Source organism: Escherichia ruysiae (assembly GCF_031323975.1).
GTDB lineage: Bacteria > Pseudomonadota > Gammaproteobacteria > Enterobacterales > Enterobacteriaceae > Escherichia > Escherichia ruysiae.
Window position 1 is genome coordinate 3,847,572 of the sequence record NZ_JAVIWS010000001.1, and the last position, 20,674, is coordinate 3,868,245.

Genomic DNA, 20,674 nt, shown 5'->3' on the forward strand with positions numbered 1-20,674 from the left:
GGCTGTGTTAGCATTACCCCTTCGTGAATCCACCTTCCAGCGTTTCAGAGCCTGCCAATGAGTTATCAGGTCTTAGCCCGAAAATGGCGCCCACAAACCTTTGCTGACGTCGTCGGCCAGGAACATGTGCTGACCGCACTGGCGAACGGCTTGTCGTTAGGGCGTATTCATCATGCTTATCTTTTTTCCGGCACCCGTGGCGTCGGAAAAACCTCTATCGCCCGACTGCTGGCGAAGGGGCTAAACTGCGAAACAGGCATTACCGCGACGCCGTGCGGCGTATGCGATAACTGCCGCGAAATCGAACAGGGGCGCTTTGTTGATCTGATTGAGATCGATGCCGCCTCGCGCACCAAAGTCGAAGATACCCGCGACCTGCTGGATAACGTTCAGTACGCGCCAGCGCGCGGTCGCTTTAAAGTCTATCTGATCGACGAAGTGCATATGCTGTCGCGCCACAGCTTCAACGCACTGTTAAAAACCCTTGAAGAGCCACCAGAGCATGTGAAGTTTCTGCTGGCAACCACCGATCCTCAGAAATTGCCGGTGACGATTTTGTCGCGCTGTCTGCAATTTCATCTCAAGGCGCTGGATGTCGAGCAAATTCGTCATCAGCTTGAGCACATTCTCAACGAAGAACATATCGCCCACGAGCCTCGGGCGCTGCAACTGCTGGCGCGCGCCGCTGAAGGCAGCCTGCGAGACGCGTTAAGTCTGACTGACCAGGCGATTGCCAGCGGTGATGGTCAGGTTTCGACCCAGGCGGTCAGTTCGATGCTCGGTACGCTCGACGACGATCAGGCGCTGTCGCTGGTAGAAGCGATGGTGGAAGCCAACGGCGAGCGCGTAATGGCGCTGATTAATGAAGCCGCTGCTCGTGGTATTGAGTGGGAAGCGTTGCTGGTGGAAATGCTCGGCCTGCTGCACCGCATTGCGATGGTACAGCTTTCGCCTGCTGCGCTTGGCAATGACATGGCTGCCATTGAGCTGCGGATGCGTGAACTGGCACGTACCGTGCCGCCAACAGATATTCAGCTTTACTACCAGACGCTATTGATTGGTCGCAAAGAATTACCGTATGCGCCGGACAGACGCATGGGCGTTGAAATGACGCTATTGCGCGCGCTGGCGTTCCATCCGCGTATGCCTCTACCCGAACCGGAAGTGCCGCGCCAGTCCTTTGCGCCAGTCGCGCCGACGGCGGTAATGACGCCAATGCAGGTGCCGCCACAGCCGCAATCAGCGCCGCAGCAGGCACCGACCGTACCGCTCTCAGAAACCACCAGCCAGGTGCTGGCGGCGCGCCAACAACTACAGCGCGCACAGGGAGCAACCAAAGCAAAAAAGAGTGAACCGGCAGCCGCTACCCGCGCGCGGCCGGTGAATAACGCTGCGCTGGAAAGACTGGCTTCGGTCACCGATCGCGTTCAGTCGCGTCCGGCACCATCGGCGCTGGAAAAAGCGCCAGCCAAAAAAGAAGCGTATCGCTGGAAGGCAACCACCCCAGTGATGCAACAAAAAGAAGTCGTCGCCACGCCGAAGGCGCTGAAAAAGGCGCTGGAACATGAAAAAACGCCAGAGCTGGCGGCGAAGCTGGCGGCAGAAGCCATTGAGCGCGATCCGTGGGCAGCACAGGTGAGCCAACTTTCGCTACCAAAACTGGTCGAACAGGTGGCGTTAAATGCCTGGAAAGAGGAGAACGGCAACACGGTGTGTCTGCATTTGCGCTCCTCTCAGCGTCATTTGAATAACAGCGGTGCACAACAAAAACTGGCTGAAGCGTTGAGTACGTTAAATGGCTCAACGGTTGAACTGACTATCGTTGAAGATGATAATCCAGCGGTGCGTACGCCGCTGGAGTGGCGTCAGGCGATATACGAAGAAAAACTTGCGCAGGCGCGCGAGTCCATTATTGCGGATAATAATATTCAGACCCTGCGTCGATTCTTCGATGCGGAGCTGGATGAAGAAAGTATCCGCCCCATTTGATCGTAAGCATAGCTTACGATCGTCATCCTTAACGTGATTGAGAGAGAAACCTATGTTTGGTAAAGGCGGTCTGGGCAACCTGATGAAGCAGGCCCAGCAGATGCAAGAAAAAATGCAGCAGATGCAGGAAGAAATCGCGAAGCTGGAAGTGACCGGCGAATCCGGCGCAGGTCTGGTGAAAGTGACCATCAACGGCGCACACAACTGCCGTCGCGTTGAGATCGACCCAAGCCTGCTGGAAGATGACAAAGAGATGCTGGAAGATCTGGTTGCTGCGGCATTCAACGATGCGGCGCGTCGTATCGAAGAAACTCAGAAAGAAAAAATGGCCTCTGTTTCCTCCGGAATGCAGTTGCCGCCAGGCTTTAAGATGCCGTTCTGATGCAAACCAGCCCGCTGTTAACACAGCTTATGGAAGCACTGCGCTGTCTGCCGGGCGTTGGCCCGAAGTCAGCGCAGCGTATGGCGTTCACGCTGCTTCAGCGCGATCGTAGCGGCGGGATGCGTCTGGCGCAGGCGCTCACCCGGGCGATGTCGGAAATCGGTCACTGCGCCGATTGCCGCACCTTCACTGAACAGGAAGTCTGTAACATCTGTTCAAACCCGCGTCGTCAGGAAAACGGTCAGATTTGCGTGGTAGAGAGTCCTGCGGATATCTACGCCATTGAGCAGACGGGGCAGTTTTCCGGTCGCTATTTTGTGTTGATGGGGCACCTGTCACCGCTGGACGGCATTGGCCCGGATGATATCGGACTTGATCGTCTGGAACAGCGTCTGGCGGAGGAAAAAATCACCGAAGTGATCCTCGCCACCAACCCAACGGTCGAAGGTGAAGCCACCGCTAACTACATTGCCGAGCTTTGCGCGCAGTATGACGTGGAAGCCAGCCGTATTGCCCACGGCGTACCGGTTGGCGGCGAACTGGAAATGGTCGATGGCACCACGCTGTCGCACTCACTCGCCGGGCGTCATAAGATTCGTTTTTAAGCAAACGAGAGCAGGATCACCTGCTCTCGCTTGAAATTACCCCCCCTTGTCCCCATCTCTCCCTCATCCTGTTTTTAACCTTAAAATGGCATCATTGAGGTAGACCTACATGAAAGGACAAGAAACTCGTGGTTTTCAGTCAGAAGTGAAGCAGCTTCTGCATCTGATGATCCATTCTCTCTATTCCAATAAAGAAATCTTCCTGCGTGAGCTTATCTCTAACGCCTCCGATGCGGCGGACAAGCTGCGTTTCCGCGCGCTCTCTAATCCGGATCTGTACGAAGGTGATGGCGAACTGCGCGTTCGTGTCTCTTTCGATAAAGACAAGCGCACGCTGACTATTTCCGACAACGGCGTGGGGATGACCCGCGACGAAGTGATCGACCACCTGGGGACTATCGCTAAATCCGGCACCAAATCGTTCCTCGAATCTCTGGGATCTGATCAGGCGAAAGACAGCCAGCTGATCGGTCAGTTTGGTGTTGGTTTCTACTCCGCATTTATCGTGGCCGATAAAGTGACCGTGCGTACTCGCGCGGCAGGCGAAAAACCAGAAAACGGCGTGTTCTGGGAATCGGCTGGCGAAGGTGAATACACCGTTGCCGACATCACCAAAGAAGATCGCGGTACTGAAATCACCCTGCATCTGCGTGAAGGCGAAGATGAATTCCTCGATGACTGGCGCGTTCGCTCCATCATCAGCAAATACTCCGACCATATCGCGCTGCCGGTAGAGATCGAAAAACGCGAAGAGAAAGACGGCGAAACCGTTATTTCCTGGGAGAAAATCAACAAAGCGCAGGCGCTGTGGACGCGTAACAAGTCGGAAATCACCGATGAAGAGTACAAAGAGTTCTACAAACACATCGCCCACGACTTTAACGATCCGCTGACCTGGAGCCACAACCGCGTTGAAGGTAAGCAGGAGTACACCAGCCTGCTGTACATCCCGTCCCAGGCTCCGTGGGATATGTGGAACCGCGATCATAAACACGGCCTGAAACTGTATGTTCAGCGTGTGTTCATCATGGACGACGCAGAACAGTTCATGCCGAACTATCTGCGCTTCGTGCGTGGTCTGATTGACTCCAGCGATCTGCCGCTGAACGTTTCCCGTGAAATCCTCCAGGACAGCACGGTAACGCGTAACCTGCGCAATGCGCTGACCAAGCGTGTGCTGCAAATGCTGGAAAAACTGGCGAAAGACGACGCGGAAAAATACCAGACCTTCTGGCAACAGTTTGGTCTGGTACTGAAAGAAGGTCCGGCGGAAGATTTCGCTAACCAGGAAGCGATCGCCAAACTGCTGCGTTTTGCTTCTACCCATACCGACTCTTCTGCGCAGACCGTGTCTCTGGAAGACTATGTTTCCCGCATGAAAGAAGGGCAGGAGAAAATCTACTACATCACCGCAGACAGCTATGCGGCAGCGAAGAGCAGCCCGCACCTGGAACTGCTGCGTAAGAAAGGCATCGAAGTTCTGCTGCTTTCCGACCGCATCGATGAGTGGATGATGAACTATCTGACTGAGTTCGACGGTAAACCGTTCCAGTCGGTGTCTAAAGTTGACGAGTCGCTGGAAAAACTGGCTGACGAAGTTGATGAGAGCGCGAAAGAAGCGGAGAAAGCACTGACTCCGTTCATTGACCGTGTGAAAGCTCTGCTCGGCGAGCGCGTGAAAGATGTCCGTCTGACTCACCGTCTGACCGATACGCCAGCGATCGTTTCGACCGACGCGGACGAAATGAGCACTCAGATGGCGAAACTGTTCGCTGCGGCGGGCCAGAAAGTGCCAGAAGTGAAATATATCTTCGAACTGAACCCGGATCACGTACTGGTGAAACGTGCGGCAGATACTGAAGATGAAGCCAAGTTCAGCGAGTGGGTAGAACTGCTGCTGGATCAGGCGCTGCTGGCAGAACGCGGTACGCTGGAAGATCCGAACCTGTTTATTCGTCGTATGAACCAGCTGCTGGTGTCGTAAGCCTTTTACCCCCTTACCCTAACCCTCTCCTCAAAGGGGAGAGGGGATCGATCGTGCAGATATTAAAGAACTGCGCTGGTTTTCACCCTCGCCCTTTTGGGGAGAGGGCCGGGGTGAGGGGCATCAACCGCACTTTCCCCCAAACTTTCTCTCCTTAACCGTTTCAGCCCCATGTGCCTTTCTTGAGGCAATTGCCTGTTGGTGGTATCGTTTATCGCTTTTTCAAAAAATTCGACACATTTTAAGGGGATTTTCGCAATGCGTATCATTCTGCTTGGCGCTCCGGGCGCGGGGAAAGGGACTCAGGCTCAGTTCATCATGGAGAAATATGGTATTCCGCAAATCTCCACTGGCGATATGCTGCGTGCTGCGGTCAAATCTGGCTCCGAGCTGGGTAAACAAGCAAAAGACATTATGGATGCTGGCAAACTGGTCACCGACGAACTGGTGATCGCGCTGGTTAAAGAGCGCATTGCTCAGGAAGACTGCCGTAATGGTTTCCTGTTGGACGGCTTCCCGCGTACCATTCCGCAGGCAGACGCGATGAAAGAAGCGGGCATCAATGTTGATTACGTTCTGGAATTCGACGTACCGGACGAACTGATCGTTGACCGTATTGTCGGTCGCCGCGTTCATGCGCCGTCTGGTCGTGTTTATCACGTTAAATTCAATCCGCCGAAAGTAGAAGGCAAAGACGACGTTACCGGTGAAGAACTGACTACCCGTAAAGACGATCAGGAAGAAACCGTGCGTAAACGTCTGGTTGAATACCATCAGATGACTGCGCCGCTGATTGGCTACTACTCTAAAGAAGCGGAAGCGGGCAACACCAAATACGCAAAAGTCGACGGCACCAAACCGGTTGCTGAAGTTCGCGCGGCTCTGGAAAAAATCCTCGGTTAATTCGAAAGCGCGCACGGATAGTCCCCTTGCCCTCGGGGAGAGGGTGAGGGGAACAGGCCCGCACAAGCAAACTTATCAGCAATCTCAGGCCGGATTTTCATTCGGCCTTTTACAAAAACCTCAATCTGCGTTATTCCTTTTTCTGATTTGACCTCTCACAGCAATTAGTTCTTCTTCCTCACTTTTCCGCTACAATTATCAACAAGTTGAATCGATAAGAGGCGGTAATGCGTCAGACAAAAACCGGTATCCTGCTGGCAAACCTGGGCACACCCGATGCCCCCACACCTGAAGCGGTAAAACGCTACCTGAAACAATTTTTAAGCGACAGACGCGTAGTCGATACTTCACGGCTGTTGTGGTGGCCATTGCTGCGCGGCGTGATTTTGCCGCTGCGCTCGCCGCGTGTGGCGAAGCTGTATGCCTCTGTCTGGATGGAAGGTGGCTCGCCGCTGATGGTTTACAGCCGCCAGCAACAACAGGCGCTGGCACAACGTTTACCGGAGACGCCCGTGGCGCTGGGAATGAGCTACGGCACGCCATCGCTGGAAAGCGCCGTAGATGAACTACTGGCTGAACATGTTGATCATATCGTGGTACTGCCGCTCTACCCGCAATACTCCTGTTCAACGGTCGGTGCGGTGTGGGATGAACTGGCTCGCATTCTGGCGCGCAAACGTAGCATTCCGGGGATATCGTTTATACGTGATTACGCCGATAACCACGATTACATTAATGCGCTGGCGAATAGCGTTCGCGCCTCTTTCGCTAAACATGGCGAACCGGATCTGCTGTTGCTTTCTTATCATGGCATTCCGCAACGTTATGCGGATGAAGGCGATGATTATCCGCAACGTTGTCGCACAACGACTCGTGAACTGGCGTCTGCGCTGGGAATGGCACCGGAAAAAGTGATGATGACCTTCCAGTCGCGCTTTGGTCGGGAACCCTGGTTGATGCCTTATACCGACGAAACGCTGAAAATGCTGGGAGAAAAAGGTGTCGGCCATATTCAGGTGATGTGTCCGGGTTTTGCTGCGGATTGTCTGGAAACACTGGAAGAGATTGCCGAGCAAAACCGTGAAGTCTTCCTCGGTGCAGGCGGAAAAAAATATGAATATATTCCGGCGCTTAATGCCACACCGGAACATATCGAAATGATGGCTAATCTTGTTGCCGCGTATCGCTAAAGCTGAGCGGTAAAGAATTGAGCGCCGTCGCGAAGAGCATCGTCGGCGGTTTTCATCATCCGTGAATAATGCAAAAAGGCGTGCAGCGTGCCTGGGTAGAGTCTGAACTCACAGGGCTGCTGATGCGCCGCTAACGTCTGGTAAAGCAAGCGACTGTCATCCAGCAGCGGATCGAACTCTGCGCCGGCGATATAGCAGGGGGGCACATCGCGAGTGAGATCGTTATTAAACAGGCAGTAATACGGCGACTCGCGGTCTGCTTCGTTGTTTAAATATGCCTCTTCATACATCTGCAAATCTTGTTGCGTTAAGCCATCCCAGTCACCCCCCAACAGACGACGAGTCACGGAATCACGTAATCCGTAAAGCCCATACCACAGCAAAACGCCCACAACTTTGCCGCAATCGATCTGCTTATTACGCAACCATAAAGCACTGGCGAGCGCCAGCATGGCGCCAGCGGAATCACCGGCAAAACCAATGCGTGACATATTGATCTGATAATCGCCCGCCTGCTGGTGGAAGTGACAACAAGACGCCACGATTTCCTCTATCGCTTGCGGAAAACGCGCTTCTGGCGAAAGGGTGTAATCAATGCCAATCACCGTACACTGGGTGTACTTTGCCAGCAGACGCATAATGCGATCGTGGGTATCGAGATTGCCGAGAATAAAACCGCCGCCATGTAGATAAAACAGCGTCGCCGGACTATCCGGGTTCGGACAAAATTGCCGTGCTTCTACCTGACCATATTTTGTCGGAACCGCGTAAGCTCTGGTTTCCATTTCTGGAGCGCCAGCGTTCCAGAATCGGCGCTCAAGCGTGTAATGCTGGCGTTGTTCGGCAATCGTTCCCGTTGCGGGCCAGGGCGGTAAATCGGGCTGAAGAGTATTAACAACCGCCTTCATTTCGGCAGAGATTAGCTCCAGCACGGGTAGTTTGTTTTCCGGCTTCATGCAAAAACTCCTTTCAAATTGCGTCATTGTAAGGAACATCTCCCATGAAAATGCGATCCCGTCGGCTGATATTGAAACTGCCTGCGTCTCGCGCGTTCAGGCATGATTGTGTTAACATTCGCCGCTCAGTTAACCACCCGTAAAAACAACCATGAAATTTCCCGGCAAACGTAAATCCAAACATTACTTCCCCGTAAATGCACGCGATCCGCTGTTGCAGCAAATCCAACCAGAAAACGAAACCAGCGCAGCCTGGGTGGTCGGTATCGACCAGACGCTGGTGGATATTGAAGCGAAAGTGGAAGACGATTTTATTGAACGTTATGGATTAAGCGCCGGGCATTCACTGGTCATTGAAGATGATGTTGCTGAAGCACTTTATCAGGAGCTGAAACAGAAAAACCTGATTACTCATCAGTTTGCAGGTGGCACTATTGGCAATACCATGCACAACTACTCGGTGCTCGCGGACGACCGTTCGGTGCTGCTGGGCGTGATGTGCAGCAATATTGAAATTGGCAGCTATGCCTATCGTTACTTGTGCAATACATCCAGCCGTACCGATCTTAACTATCTGCAGGGTGTGGATGGCCCGATTGGTCGTTGCTTTACGCTGATTGGTGAGTCTGGCGAACGTACCTTTGCTATCAGTCCAGGTCATATGAACCAGTTACGGGCAGAAAGCATTCCGGAAGATGTTATCGCCGGAGCGTCGGCGCTGGTATTAACGTCCTATCTGGTGCGTTGCAAGCCGGGTGAACCGATGCCGGAAGCGACCATGAAAGCCATTGAGTATGCGAAGAAATATAACGTACCGGTGGTGCTGACGCTGGGCACTAAATTTGTCATCGCCGAGAATCCACAATGGTGGCAGCAATTCCTCAAAGAACACGTCTCCATCCTTGCGATGAACGAAGAAGAAGCTGAAGCGTTGACCGGAGAGAGCGATCCGCTGCTGGCATCTGATAAGGCGCTGGACTGGGTTGATCTGGTGCTGTGCACCGCCGGGCCAATCGGCTTGTATATGGCGGGCTTTACGGAAGACGAAGCGAAACGCAAAACCCAGCATCCGCTGTTGCCGGGCGCTATCGCGGAATTTAACCAGTATGAGTTTAGCCGCGCCATGCGCCACAAAGATTGCCAGAATCCGCTGCGCGTCTATTCGCACATTGCGCCGTATATGGGCGGGCCAGAAAAAATCATGAACACTAACGGTGCCGGTGATGGGGCGCTGGCGGCGCTGTTGCATGACATTACCGCCAATAGCTATCACCGCACTAACGTGCCAAATTCCAGCAAGCATAAATTCACCTGGCTGACTTATTCGTCGTTAGCGCAGGTGTGTAAATATGCTAACCGTGTGAGCTATCAGGTACTGAACCAGCATTCACCACGTTTAACGCGCGGTCTGCCGGAGCGAGAAGACAGCCTGGAAGAGTCTTACTGGGATCGTTAAGCCATTGAACCAATGACAGTCGGATGCGGCGTAAACGCCTTATCCGACCTACGGAAGATGGCACCTGTGGGCCGGATAAGATGCGGCAGCATCGCATCCGGCAATGGCGTCAATGTATTACCCCGTCACCACTTCACCCGCCGGTGGCGTTTCCAGCAGTTCCAGCATAGTACGGGCGATTTCACGTTCACCCATCACTACCTGATTCGCGCCACGTTCGGTGATATACGCCACCTCATCGTCATAATGGGCGCGGGCGATAATCTCAATATCCGGGTTTTTGGCGCGAGCAGAGGCCACAATCTCGCCAGCTTCGTAACCGTTAGGAATGGTCAGAATCAGCCATTTCGCGCACTCCAGATGCGCCAGTTGCATGATCTCTTCATTCGCCGCGTTGCCCAGTACCGCGCGAACGCCGCGCTCACGCAGTTCATCGACGCGGGTTCGTGATGTTTCAATCACCACTAACGGAATATCAGAGGCGAGTAATTTCTCCCCCAGCAGACTGCCTACACGACCGTAGCCCACCAGTAGCGCATGGTTGCAAATATCCACCGGGATCTGCTTCTCTTCTTCGATAGCTTCTTCCAGCGTCTGTTCTTCCAGCGTTTCGGTTTTTGCCAGATATTTCTCCAGCAGCGCGAACAGCACCGGGTTGAGCATAATCGACAGGATCGCGCCTGCCAGTACCAGGTTTTGTCCGGCCTGCGGCAGTAAATTTAATGCCATTCCCAGTCCCGCCAGGATAAACGCGAACTCACCAATCTGCGCGAGGCTGGCGGCGATGGTTAACGCCGTGCGCTGGGAGTGACCAAACAACCGAACGAGGAACAGTGCCGCGACAGATTTACCAAACAGAATAATTGCCAGCGTTGCCAGCACTGCCAGCGGTTGCTGAATCAGAATTAACGGATCAAATAACATCCCGACGGAGACAAAAAACAGCACCGCAAAGGCGTCGCGCAATGGCAGCGTATCGTGTGCGGCGCGGTGGCTAAGTTCGGATTCATTCAGCACCATCCCGGCGAAGAATGCACCGAGCGCAAAGGAGACGTCAAACAGTTCTACCGCACCAAAAGCAATGCCTAACGCCAGTGCCAGCACCGACAGGGTAAACAGTTCACGCGAACCGGTTGCCGCGCTGCGTGCCATAATCCACGGCACCAGACGGCGACCCACTAACATCATTATGGCGATAAATGCTACCACCTTGCCGATGGTGATCCCCATATCAACCGCCAGCGTCGCGAAGCCCACATCGCCCTGTTCCAGCATCCCTGCCACTGCGGGCAGCAACACCAGCGTCAGAACCATCACCAAATCTTCCACAATCAACCAGCCGATGGCGATTTGCCCGCGCTGGCTGTCTATTAATTGCCGTTCTTCAAGTGCGCGCAGTAACACCACGGTACTGGCGGTGGAAAGACATAAACCGAACACGATACCGGTCATTAACGACCAGCCCAGCACGGCAGAGAGCGCCATACCCAGCAGCGTCGCCACGGCTATCTGGGCGATCGCGCCGGGAATGGCAATGGACTTTACCGCCATCAAATCCTTGAGCGAAAAATGCAAACCGACGCCGAACATCAGCAAAATAACGCCCAGCTCCGCCAGTTCCGGCGCAAGCTTGGTATCGGCAACAAACCCTGGAGTGAATGGCCCTGCCAGCACGCCCGCTAACAGATATCCCACCAGAGGAGAAATACGCAGTTTATTAGCAATCATGCCGAGGATAAAAGCGAGCACAAGGCCGCCAACAATGGTGGTGATAAGCGGGGTGGCGTGATGCATTCCGTCTCCTGTTCCTGGTGGTTGTTGTCCATTTTTGGCTGGGAAAACCAAAATTACAGGTAATAGTTTATGACAATTTCATGGTTGATGTTTATGAATAATTGTTGAATTTTGCAGAAAAATGGAATTAACCGCAAAAAAGGCACGGATCGGAAAAGTGATAAGGTGTATGAAGAGGAAAGGCTTATGGCTACTGCAAAATGAAGCAGCCAAAGTTTACCTTTGGCTGCATGGAAATCAGGATTTATGCCGGTTATCAGGCAGGAATATGGTCAACATACCAAGAAGTGGAAGGAAAGCACAGATTTTATAAACTAACTCGATACTGGTATGATCGGCGATAAGCCCCAGAACCGCAGCGCCCAGCCCCCCCATACCGAAAGCAAAACCGAAAAACAGTCCAGAAACCATGCCGATACGTCCCGGAAGTAGCTCCTGAGCGTAGACCAGAATGGCGGAAAACGCCGAGGCGAGGATAAATCCAATAATCACCGTTAAAACCCCCGTCCAGTACAGGCTGGCGTAGGGTAAAATCAAGGTAAATGGCGCAACGCCGAGGATAGAGCCCCAAATCACATATTTTCGACCGATTTTATCGCCTACAGGCCCGCCAATCACCGTACCCGCCGCGACGGCAAACAGGAAGGCAAACAGATGAAGCTGGGCATTCTGGATAGATAATCCGAATTTTTGCATCAGATAAAAGGTGTAATAGCTGCTGATGCTCGCCATATAGAAATATTTCGAGAAAATCAGCACTAACAGCACACAAACAGCCAGCACGACCTTATTACGCGGCAGTGGATTGATTATTATTGCTTTCGGTTTGCCTTTACTCATCCGATGCTGTGCAGAGTACCAACGGCTGATTTGCGCCAGTACCACGATAGCCAGCAACGCCGCCAGCACAAACCATGCAACGTTGCCTTTGCCGTAAGGGGCGATGATCACCGCCGCCAGCAATGGCCCCAACGAACTACCAAAGTTACCGCCTACCTGGAAGATAGATTGCGCCAGGCCATGACGTCCACCAGACGCCATACGCGCCACGCGGGAAGATTCCGGGTGAAAGACCGACGAACCCGTACCGACCAGCGCCGCCGCCAGCAGAACCGTGCCAAAACTACCCGCCAGCGCCAGCAGTATCAGGCCGCTCATGGTAAAGCACATGCCAATCGGTAATGACCACGGCATTGGGTATTTATCTGTCCAGTAACCGACTACCGGTTGCAACAGCGAAGAGGCGAGCTGAAAGGTGAGGGTAATCATCCCAATCTGCATAAACGTCAGGGAAAACTCTGACTGAAGCAGCGGATAAATCGCCAGAATTAGCGATTGGATCATGTCGTTCAGCAGATGCGAAAGGCTGATTGCGCCTAAAATACCAAATGATGTACGAGCCTTAGTGGTCGATGCAGCCGCGCCCGCCGCAGGCTGGGTTTGTTCACTCATTGCCATAGGAAAGTCACTTTTTCAGAGTTGCGATGTAAAGAATGATCTTATTTGTGATTATTACCCGACTAACATACCTGTATGCGCTGTCTGAAGGAAGTCTCAATGCTTAATACAGAATTTCCATTTTTGTATGTAGATTTACCATCACCGAACACAGACTTGTCTATTATGTCGCGTCATACTAATTTTCAACACGTTGATATCTGGTCAGGGAGAGAGAAATATGAAGTTTTTGCAGCGGGGTGTGGCATTAGCACTATTAGCCGCATTTACACTGGCGAGTGAAACCGCCCAGGCTTATGAGCAGGATAAAACCTACAAAATTACGGTACTTCATACCAACGACCACCACGGTCATTTCTGGCGTAATGAATATGGCGAATATGGTCTGGCGGCGCAAAAAACGCTGGTGGATGGTATCCGCAAAGAAGTCGCGGCTGAAGGCGGTAGCGTGCTGTTACTTTCTGGAGGTGACATTAACACTGGTGTTCCAGAGTCTGATTTACAGGACGCCGAACCGGATTTTCGCGGCATGAATCTGGTGGGTTATGACGCGATGGCAATCGGTAATCATGAATTTGATAACCCGCTCACCGTATTACGTCAGCAGGAAAAATGGGCAAAGTTCCCGTTGCTCTCCGCCAATATCTATCAAAAAAGTACCGGCGAGCGTTTGTTTAAACCCTGGGCGTTGTTTAAGCGTCAGGATCTGAAAATCGCGGTAATTGGTCTGACGACCGATGACACGGCGAAAATTGGTAACCCGGAATATTTCACCGACATTGAATTTCGTAAACCTGCCGACGAAGCGAAGCTGGTGATTCAGGAACTGCAACAGACAGAAAAGCCGGACATTATTATTGCAGCCACGCATATGGGGCATTACGACAATGGTGAACACGGTTCAAACGCACCGGGCGATGTAGAGATGGCGCGCAGCCTGCCTGCCGGATCGTTGGCGATGATTGTCGGCGGTCACTCGCAAGATCCGGTCTGCATGGCAGCAGAAAATAAAAAACAGGTCGATTATGTGCCGGGTACACCTTGCAAGCCGGATCAACAAAACGGCATCTGGATTGTCCAGGCGCATGAGTGGGGCAAGTATGTGGGACGAGCCGATTTTGAGTTTCGCAATGGCGAAATGAAAATGGTCAATTACCAGTTGATTCCGGTGAACCTGAAGAAAAAAGTGACCTGGGAAGACGGAAAAAGCGAACGCGTGCTGTACACTCCGGAAATCGCCGAAAACCAGCAAATGATCTCGCTGTTATCACCGTTCCAGAACAAAGGCAAAGCACAGCTGGAAGTGAAAATTGGTGAGGTTAGTGACCGTCTTGAAGGCGACCGCAGCAAAGTTCGTTTCGTACAGACCAATATGGGACGGTTGATTCTGGCAGCACAAATGGATCGCACCGGAGCCGACTTTGCGGTGATGAGCGGAGGCGGAATTCGTGACTCCATCGACGCGGGTAACATCAGTTATAAAAACGTGCTGAAAGTGCAGCCGTTCGGCAATGTGGTGGTGTATGCCGACATGAGCGGTAAGGAAGTGATTGATTACCTGACCGCCGTTGCACAAATGAAGCCGGATTCCGGTGCCTATCCGCAATTTGCCAACGTCAGCTTTGTGGCGAAAGATGGCAAACTTAACGACCTGAAAATCAAAGGCGAACCGGTCGATCCGGCAAAAACTTACCGCATGGCGACGTTAAACTTCAATGCCACCGGCGGTGATGGTTATCCGCGCCTTGATAACAAACCGGGCTATGTCAATACCGGCTTTATAGATGCTGAAGTGCTGAAAGGCTATATCCAGAAAAACTCGCCGCTGGATGCGAGCGCGTATGAGCCGAAAGGTGAGGTGAGCTGGCAGTAATCTGAAAGTGCCGGATGTTTGCATCCGGCACAATGCTTAATCCCGGCGGGCGATATCGGCAAATTTCGCATCGAGGATCTTCGCCAGATCGCCTGCCGCAAGTTCAATATCCAGTCCGCGCTTGCCACCGGAAACATAAATAGTGGCAAATTCTTGCGCGGGGGCATCAATAATCGTCGGCAGACGTTTTTTCTGTCCTAGTGGGCTAATTCCCCCAACTAAATATCCCGTCGAACGCTGTGCCACCATCGGATCGGCCATCTCTACCTTTTTGGCACCCAGCGCCTTTGCCACCTTTTTAAGATCCAGTTGACCGGCGACCGGCGTAACGGCCACCGCCAGATGTTTCATATCGCCGTTCACTGCGACCAGCAGCGTTTTGTAGACCTGATCTGCATTCAAGCCTAATTTTTTGACCACTTCATCGCCAAAGTTGGTTTCAGCCGGATCGTGATCGTAGGTATGAATCTGGAATGAAATTTTGTTTTTTTCGAGTAATTTAACTGCGGGTGTCATCGTAATTTTCCTGCCTTAAACAAAAAAACGGAGAAAGCATACGCCTGATGGCGGCTCAAAAAAAAGAGTCATCTTGCCTAATAGTATTGGCAGGATGGTGAGATTGAGCGACAATCGAGTTACACCGTCGCTTAAAGTGACGGCATAATAATAAAAATATGAAATTCCTCTTTGACGGGCCAATAGCGATATTGGCCATTTTTTTAGCGCAACATTTGTGGCAAATTCCCTTCTCCATACAGATGTAACGCACCGACCGCGACCACATAGCGCCCCGGTGGCATGGCCCGTAATTTATCCCGCCAGGCAAGATTTCGCTGATGCATCAACACGTCGTACAGCGACTGGCTGAACGTATTGGGCAGCGTTATTTCATTATTTTGTGGCGGCGCATTCAGCCACCAGCTCATCATTTGTTGTAGTAGCCGTGCGTTGGTATGCCAGTGGGTCAGCGTATCGTCCAGCAGCGCCAGTCCTTTGTCGGGGAGCTGGAGCAACATGGCAATCTGATTTTCTGCCCCTTCCAGTTCAATCACGGGCTTATGTTGTTGTTTCGCCGCCTGCAATAGCTGGTAATCGATACCATATTCTGCCCGCAGCCCCAGTTTTTGCGCCTGCGTCGCCTGGAGAACCATCGCGATTTGCCACAGTGGTTGGGTAGAAAAGAGCGACGGAGAAATGCCCATTTCCTGGCTGATGTGCTGCAGATTTTGTAATTGTTCTTCGCTGATGCGCTCTTCCAGCGCCTCGCAGGCAGGCAAATTAGCAAAAGGCGTATCGCTGGTGGAAACATCTGCCTCGACAATCAGCGCATCGGCTTGTTTGAGCTTTTTAAGCAAACGGGTGGGTAGAGGAGCCATATCGTGGCTACCCATATGAATACTGCCAATCAGATGAAAATGGCGATTGCCGGGGAGGGAGATATCGATGGCAGGCCAGGTGTAATGATTACCGCGCAGCGCGGCCCAAAGTGTTTTTACCCGGTACAACAGATCCATACGACCTCCCTTTGTGAAATATCATGCTAGCGCGCGGGGAGGGATGGCGCAAATGGAGTTGATTGTTGCACTTGTGCACAGTGCTTGTGTGCATTATAATGATTAAATAATGGACAAGGAGATGAGAATGGAATGGCTCAAAAAATCAACATAAGGAGTTTTCGTGATCCCTGGCTGGCTGATTTTTTTGTCCACTCAACGCCACATCGAAAGATCCCTGCTGAAATCCATAACGCGTTATCAAGAAAATTGGACATCATTAATGCTGCCACTTCCCATCGGGATTTACGTTCCCCACCAGGGAACCGGTACGAAGAGTTATCGGGGAAATTGCAGGAATACTCCTCCATTAGAGTGAATAAACAGTACCGACTGATATTTAAATGGGTTAATGGCAAGGCCGAAGAATTGTTTTTAGATCCACACAACTACTAAAACATAGCTGTCGTATTGACGAGAAAGGTAAAACCATGAAACAGGCAACAAGAAAACCGACGACACCCGGAGATATTCTTCTCTATGAATATCTGGAACCGCTCGATTTGAAAATCAATGAGTTAGCAGAGTTGCTGCATGTTCATCGTAATAGCGTCAGTGCACTGATCAATAATAATCGTAAACTCACCACTGATATGGCATTTCGTCTGGCGAAAGTTTTTGATACCACAGTCGATTTTTGGCTAAACCTCCAGGCGGCAGTTGATCTTTGGGAAGTTGAAAACAACATGCGCACCCAGGAAGAATTGGGACGGATTGAAACAGTGGCTGAATATTTGGCACGCCGTGAAGAGCGTGCAAAAAAGGTCGCGTAGAATCATTTCCCTATAACGGATGCGCCACCCTAAAGCAGCGCATCCGCAATGACATACTTATTCCTTCGGTTTAAACCGCAGCAATCGGTTAGCGTTACTCACCACCGTAATCGACGAGAGCGCCATTGCCGCTCCGGCGACCACCGGGTTAAGCAGTGTTCCGGTGAACGGCCACAAAATACCGGCGGCGACCGGAATACCGATACTGTTGTAGATAAACGCGCCAAGCAGGTTTTGCTTCATATTGCGTAGCGTCGCGCGGGAGATGGCGAGTGCGTCTGCAACCCCCATCAGGCTATGGCGCATCAGGGTAATCGCCGCTGTTTCAATGGCAACATCACTCCCGCCACCCATTGCAATACCGACATCCGCCTGGGCCAGCGCCGGCGCGTCGTTAATGCCGTCGCCCACCATTGCTACCTGGCGACCCTCGCTTTGCAGACGTTTAATCGCTTCGGCTTTTCCATCCGGCAATACACCCGCAATCACTTCATCAATCCCTGCTTCTTTGGCGATCGCATTGGCGGTGGTTGGGTTATCGCCGGTTAACATTACCAGACGATATCCCGCTTTATGCAGACGTTGCAGCGCCGCCACGCTATCGCTACGCAATGGATCGCGTACCGCCAACAGAGCCACCGCTTTGCCATCAACGGCCAGTAACACCGGCGTTGCGCCTTGTGATGCCTGGGCTGAAATATCAGCTTCAATCGCTTTCGTATCGACTTGCTGGTCATTTAACAGAGCCTGATTCCCCAGCAGCAGTGAATGGCCTTCCGCTTCGCCACTTACCCCCAGTCCGCGCAATGTACGGAAGCTATTGACCTGTGGCAGCGTGATATCGCCTGCTTTATCGAGGATTGCCCGCGCCAGCGGATGGCTGGAACCTTGCTCCAGTGCCGCCGCCAGACGCAATGCCTGCGCTTCATCAATATCAGCAAACGTTTTTACTGCGACAACCTGTGGTTTACCTTCGGTCAGCGTCCCGGTTTTATCGAACACCACGGTGTCGAGCGTACTGGCACGTTGCAGCGCATCGGCGTCACGCACCAGCACCCCAAATTCTGCCGCGCGCCCGACGCCGGAAATAATCGACATCGGCGTTGCCAGCCCCAGCGCACACGGACAGGCGATAATCAGCACCGTGGTGGCAATCACCAGGGTATAAACAATTTGCGGTGCGGGTCCAAAGAAATACCAGATTGCCGCACTGATCAACGCAATCACCACTACCACCGGCACAAACACGGCAGAGATTTTATCCGCCAGCTGGCCGATTTCCGGTTTACTGCTCTGAGCCTGGCGCACCATGCGAATGATCCGCGACAGCGTGGTATGGCTGCCGACTGCGCTGGCGCGAAACAGCACACTACCGTCCTGTACCACTGTCCCGGCATGAACGCTATCGCCTTCGCCTTTTTGCTGTGGAATAGGTTCGCCCGTTAACATCGCCTCATCCAGCCACGCTTCGCCCTGAGTGATTTCGCCATCCACCGGCACACGGTCACCGGTTGTCAGGCGCAGCAACATACCTGGCTGAACGTCTGCCAGCGGCACACTCTTTTCACCTTCGTCAGTAACCAGTCGCGCCGTCGGCGGGGTTAAATCGAGTAATTTCTCCAGCGCCTTTGAAGAACGCTGACGCGCACGCGCTTCCAGCATATGACCGAGATTAATCAGACCGATAATCATCGCGCTGGCTTCGTAATAAAGATGTCGTGCTTCCATCGGGAACCACTGCGGCCACAGGTTAACGCTCATTGAATAGAGCCATGCCACGCCAGTACCCAGCGCCACCAGCGTATCCATCGTCGCCGCGCCGTTGAGCAGGCTTTTCCATGCACTGCGGTAAAAATGTCCGCCAGCGAAAACCATAACCGCCAGGGTTATCAGCCCAATAACCAGCCACAGGCTGCGGTTGTCGGCGGTGACCATCATGTTATCGCCGATCATCCCCCAGACCATTACCGGGATACCCACCGCCAGAGCGACAATTGCCTGCCAGCGGAAGCGTTTCATGGTAGCGACGGCTGTTTCCTGCTGGCGCTCACGTCGTTTAGCGTCATCTTCAATCGCTTCTGCGCCGTAGCCCGCTTTTTCCACCGCCTGCACTAAATCTTGTGCGGAGGCACTGCCCATCACCAGCGCAGTGCGCTCCGCCAGGTTTACCCGTGCCTGGGTGACGCCCGGTACGCTTTGCAGCGCATTTTGTACGCGGGTGACACAACTGGCGCAGCTCATGCCGCTCAACAGCAACTGCTGGCTATCGTCGTCATCGGCGGTTGCTGCCGGAAGCTCATCAGAAACCGCTGTCAGTGCTTCCGACGGGATTGATGACTCCGCCAGCGGTTTAGCCTTTGGGTGGCTTACAGATGCGTCATAACCCGCTTGCTTGATGGTTTCGATAAGCTGTTCCGCGCTGGCAGTACCGGTGACGTGCGCTTCAGTAATTGACACATCTGCCTGCTCAACGTCCGGGCGCTGTTCGAGACTTTCTTTCACGCGTTTAACGCAGTGACCGCAGGACAGGCCGTCCAGGGTCAGGTCGATAGTTTGTGACATAACGTACTCCTTTAAGACAGTTTTGACTGACTGTGATAAAGGGTAAACCTTCCAGCAAGGGGAAGGTCAAGAAATTATTTCGTAGCGCAATGAAAACGCGGTGGAGATTAAAAGATTGGCTCAATTTGCATCAGGATTAGACATTTATCTCTTTGTTTTCCTTTGGTTAAGTTGCGGGTGCTAAGTTAAATCAGGATGCCTGAAAATTGGCATCGGGATGAGGAATAGCCTCCCGCATCTATAAAAAGGAGTTAACAACAGATGTCAGATGCAAAAAATTTACAGCAGGCAGTGGATCAGGCATATGTCCAATTTCACTCACTTAGCGGCGGGCAAAATGCCGATTACATTCCCTTTCTGGCGAATGTCCCCAGCCAACTGGCGGGGGTAGCTATTGTGACTTGCGATGGCAACGTCTATCGCGCGGGTGATAGTGATTACCGCTTTGCGCTGGAATCCATCTCGAAAGTCTGTACTTTAGCCCTCGCGCTGGAAGATGTCGGCCCGCAGGCGGTGCAGGACAAAATTGGCGCTGACCCGACCGGATTGCCTTTTAACTCAGTCATTGCCTTAGAACTTCATGGTGGCAAGCCGTTGTCGCCGCTGGTAAATGCAGGCGCTATCGCCACTACCAGTCTGATCAAAGCCGATAATGCTGAACAACGCTGGCAGAGAATTTTACACATCCAACAACAACTTGCTGGTGAGCAGGTGGCGCTTTCTGAGGAAGTGAACCAGTCGGAACAGACCACCAACTTCCACAACCGGGCGATTGCCTGGCTGCTGTATTCCTCTGGATATCTCTATTGCGATGCGATGGAAGCCTGTGATGTGTATACCCGTCAGTGCTCCACGCTTATCAATACCGTTGAGCTGGCTACGCTTGGCGCGACACTGGCGGCGGGCGGTGTTAATCCGCTAAGCCAAAAACGCGTTCTCCAGGCTGACAATGTGCCGTACATCCTGGCCGAAATGATGATGGAAGGGCTGTATGGTCGCTCTGGTGACTGGGCGTATCGCGTTGGCTTACCCGGCAAAAGCGGCGTCGGTGGCGGCATTCTGGCGGTAGTGCCTGGCGTGATGGGGATTGCCGCGTTCTCGCCACCGTTGGATGAAGAAGGCAACAGTGTTCGTGGACAAAAAATGGTGGCATCGGTCGCTAAACAACTCGGCTATAACGTGTTTAAGGGCTGATC

17 protein-coding genes and 1 other annotated feature are annotated in these 20,674 nt (G+C 52.7%); of the genes, 11 read left to right on the plus strand and 6 right to left on the minus strand.

The window, feature by feature from the left end; translation table 11 throughout:
- Positions 1-57 precede the first annotated feature (57 nt).
- The 6 genes from dnaX (at position 58) to hemH (ending at position 7,053) form a co-directional block, all read left to right on the plus strand.
- On the plus strand, positions 58-1,989 hold the full coding sequence (gene dnaX / locus RGV86_RS18525; protein WP_000122041.1) for a DNA polymerase III subunit gamma/tau: 1,932 nt from the start codon (positions 58-60) through the stop codon (positions 1,987-1,989).
- Positions 1,322-1,386: a sequence feature (DnaX frameshifting element), on the plus strand. Its footprint overlaps the gene before it by 65 nt.
- A 52-nt stretch (positions 1,990-2,041) precedes the next feature.
- Positions 2,042-2,371, plus strand: coding sequence for a YbaB/EbfC family nucleoid-associated protein (locus tag RGV86_RS18530; RefSeq protein WP_001515903.1), 330 nt, complete (start codon positions 2,042-2,044; stop codon positions 2,369-2,371).
- Positions 2,371-2,976, plus strand: a complete 606-nt coding sequence (recR, locus tag RGV86_RS18535; protein ID WP_001195025.1) for a recombination mediator RecR — start codon at positions 2,371-2,373, stop codon at positions 2,974-2,976. The genes RGV86_RS18530 and recR overlap by 1 nt, the downstream gene beginning before the upstream one ends.
- 109 nt (positions 2,977-3,085) lie before the next feature.
- A complete protein-coding gene (htpG, locus tag RGV86_RS18540) occupies positions 3,086-4,960 on the plus strand; it encodes a molecular chaperone HtpG (protein ID WP_000678201.1) in 1,875 nt (624 codons plus the stop codon).
- Between the two features lie 258 nt (positions 4,961-5,218).
- On the plus strand, positions 5,219-5,863 hold the full coding sequence (gene adk, locus RGV86_RS18545) for an adenylate kinase (RefSeq protein ID WP_001313630.1): 645 nt from the start codon (positions 5,219-5,221) through the stop codon (positions 5,861-5,863).
- A 227-nt stretch (positions 5,864-6,090) separates the two neighbouring features.
- Positions 6,091-7,053 carry a ferrochelatase gene (gene hemH / locus RGV86_RS18550; RefSeq protein WP_001250121.1) on the plus strand — a complete coding sequence of 321 codons (963 nt, stop codon included), beginning with the start codon at positions 6,091-6,093 and terminating at the stop codon, positions 7,051-7,053.
- Here the strand turns inward: hemH and aes are convergent.
- On the minus strand, positions 7,050-8,009 hold the full coding sequence (gene aes / locus RGV86_RS18555) for an acetyl esterase (RefSeq protein ID WP_085460463.1): 960 nt from the start codon (positions 8,007-8,009) through the stop codon (positions 7,050-7,052). The genes hemH and aes overlap by 4 nt on opposite strands.
- Positions 8,010-8,160: 151 nt before the next feature.
- On the opposite strand from aes, the gene gsk reads away from it, so the two are divergent.
- Positions 8,161-9,465 carry an inosine/guanosine kinase gene (gsk, locus tag RGV86_RS18560; RefSeq protein WP_000671589.1) on the plus strand — a complete coding sequence of 435 codons (1,305 nt, stop codon included), beginning with the start codon at positions 8,161-8,163 and terminating at the stop codon, positions 9,463-9,465.
- A 117-nt stretch (positions 9,466-9,582) separates the two neighbouring features.
- On the opposite strand, the gene ybaL is transcribed toward gsk, so the two are convergent.
- Positions 9,583-11,259 carry a YbaL family putative K(+) efflux transporter gene (ybaL, locus tag RGV86_RS18565; protein WP_000546195.1) on the minus strand — a complete coding sequence of 559 codons (1,677 nt, stop codon included), beginning with the start codon at positions 11,257-11,259 and terminating at the stop codon, positions 9,583-9,585.
- 237 nt (positions 11,260-11,496) lie between these two features.
- Positions 11,497-12,717, minus strand: a complete 1,221-nt coding sequence (gene fsr, locus RGV86_RS18570; RefSeq protein WP_001251623.1) for a fosmidomycin MFS transporter — start codon at positions 12,715-12,717, stop codon at positions 11,497-11,499.
- 220 nt (positions 12,718-12,937) lie between these two features.
- Here fsr and ushA point away from each other — a divergent pair, with 220 nt between their 5' ends.
- Positions 12,938-14,590 carry a bifunctional UDP-sugar hydrolase/5'-nucleotidase gene (gene ushA / locus RGV86_RS18575; RefSeq protein ID WP_000670592.1) on the plus strand — a complete coding sequence of 551 codons (1,653 nt, stop codon included), beginning with the start codon at positions 12,938-12,940 and terminating at the stop codon, positions 14,588-14,590.
- Positions 14,591-14,626: 36 nt separating this feature from the next.
- On the opposite strand, the gene ybaK is transcribed toward ushA, so the two are convergent.
- Positions 14,627-15,106 (minus strand): Cys-tRNA(Pro)/Cys-tRNA(Cys) deacylase YbaK, encoded by a 480-nt coding sequence (gene ybaK, locus RGV86_RS18580; protein WP_000186623.1) that lies wholly within the window; start codon positions 15,104-15,106, stop codon positions 14,627-14,629.
- 203 nt (positions 15,107-15,309) lie between these two features.
- The gene (locus RGV86_RS18585) at positions 15,310-16,104 is read right to left on the minus strand and encodes a TraB/GumN family protein (protein ID WP_085460465.1); all 795 of its coding nucleotides are present in this window, start codon (positions 16,102-16,104) and stop codon (positions 15,310-15,312) included.
- Positions 16,105-16,236: 132 nt separating this feature from the next.
- Here RGV86_RS18585 and RGV86_RS18590 point away from each other — a divergent pair, with 132 nt between their 5' ends.
- Positions 16,237-16,539, plus strand: a complete 303-nt coding sequence (locus tag RGV86_RS18590) for a type II toxin-antitoxin system RelE/ParE family toxin (protein ID WP_000057518.1) — start codon at positions 16,237-16,239, stop codon at positions 16,537-16,539.
- A 35-nt stretch (positions 16,540-16,574) separates the two neighbouring features.
- Positions 16,575-16,916, plus strand: coding sequence for a HigA family addiction module antitoxin (locus RGV86_RS18595; RefSeq protein ID WP_000806439.1), 342 nt, complete (start codon positions 16,575-16,577; stop codon positions 16,914-16,916).
- A 57-nt stretch (positions 16,917-16,973) separates the two neighbouring features.
- On the opposite strand, the gene copA is transcribed toward RGV86_RS18595, so the two are convergent.
- Positions 16,974-19,478, minus strand: coding sequence for a copper-exporting P-type ATPase CopA (copA, locus tag RGV86_RS18600; protein WP_000083930.1), 2,505 nt, complete (start codon positions 19,476-19,478; stop codon positions 16,974-16,976).
- A gap of 261 nt (positions 19,479-19,739) precedes the next feature.
- Between copA and glsA the strand changes: the two genes are divergently transcribed.
- The gene (gene glsA / locus RGV86_RS18605) at positions 19,740-20,672 is read left to right on the plus strand and encodes a glutaminase A (protein ID WP_085460466.1); all 933 of its coding nucleotides are present in this window, start codon (positions 19,740-19,742) and stop codon (positions 20,670-20,672) included.
- The last annotated feature ends 2 nt before the right edge of the window (positions 20,673-20,674 follow it).

Coding starts and splice junctions, on each gene's coding strand:
- dnaX (WP_000122041.1), top strand. CDS start 58: ATGAGTTATCAGGTCTTAGCCCGAAAATGGCGCCCACAAACCTTTGCT.
- RGV86_RS18530 (WP_001515903.1), top strand. CDS start 2,042: ATGTTTGGTAAAGGCGGTCTGGGCAACCTGATGAAGCAGGCCCAGCAG.
- recR (WP_001195025.1), top strand. CDS start 2,371: ATGCAAACCAGCCCGCTGTTAACACAGCTTATGGAAGCACTGCGCTGT.
- htpG (WP_000678201.1), top strand. CDS start 3,086: ATGAAAGGACAAGAAACTCGTGGTTTTCAGTCAGAAGTGAAGCAGCTT.
- adk (WP_001313630.1), top strand. CDS start 5,219: ATGCGTATCATTCTGCTTGGCGCTCCGGGCGCGGGGAAAGGGACTCAG.
- hemH (WP_001250121.1), top strand. CDS start 6,091: ATGCGTCAGACAAAAACCGGTATCCTGCTGGCAAACCTGGGCACACCC.
- aes (WP_085460463.1), bottom strand. CDS start 8,009: ATGAAGCCGGAAAACAAACTACCCGTGCTGGAGCTAATCTCTGCCGAA.
- gsk (WP_000671589.1), top strand. CDS start 8,161: ATGAAATTTCCCGGCAAACGTAAATCCAAACATTACTTCCCCGTAAAT.
- ybaL (WP_000546195.1), bottom strand. CDS start 11,259: ATGCATCACGCCACCCCGCTTATCACCACCATTGTTGGCGGCCTTGTG.
- fsr (WP_001251623.1), bottom strand. CDS start 12,717: ATGGCAATGAGTGAACAAACCCAGCCTGCGGCGGGCGCGGCTGCATCG.
- ushA (WP_000670592.1), top strand. CDS start 12,938: ATGAAGTTTTTGCAGCGGGGTGTGGCATTAGCACTATTAGCCGCATTT.
- ybaK (WP_000186623.1), bottom strand. CDS start 15,106: ATGACACCCGCAGTTAAATTACTCGAAAAAAACAAAATTTCATTCCAG.
- RGV86_RS18585 (WP_085460465.1), bottom strand. CDS start 16,104: ATGGATCTGTTGTACCGGGTAAAAACACTTTGGGCCGCGCTGCGCGGT.
- RGV86_RS18590 (WP_000057518.1), top strand. CDS start 16,237: ATGGCTCAAAAAATCAACATAAGGAGTTTTCGTGATCCCTGGCTGGCT.
- RGV86_RS18595 (WP_000806439.1), top strand. CDS start 16,575: ATGAAACAGGCAACAAGAAAACCGACGACACCCGGAGATATTCTTCTC.
- copA (WP_000083930.1), bottom strand. CDS start 19,478: ATGTCACAAACTATCGACCTGACCCTGGACGGCCTGTCCTGCGGTCAC.
- glsA (WP_085460466.1), top strand. CDS start 19,740: ATGTCAGATGCAAAAAATTTACAGCAGGCAGTGGATCAGGCATATGTC.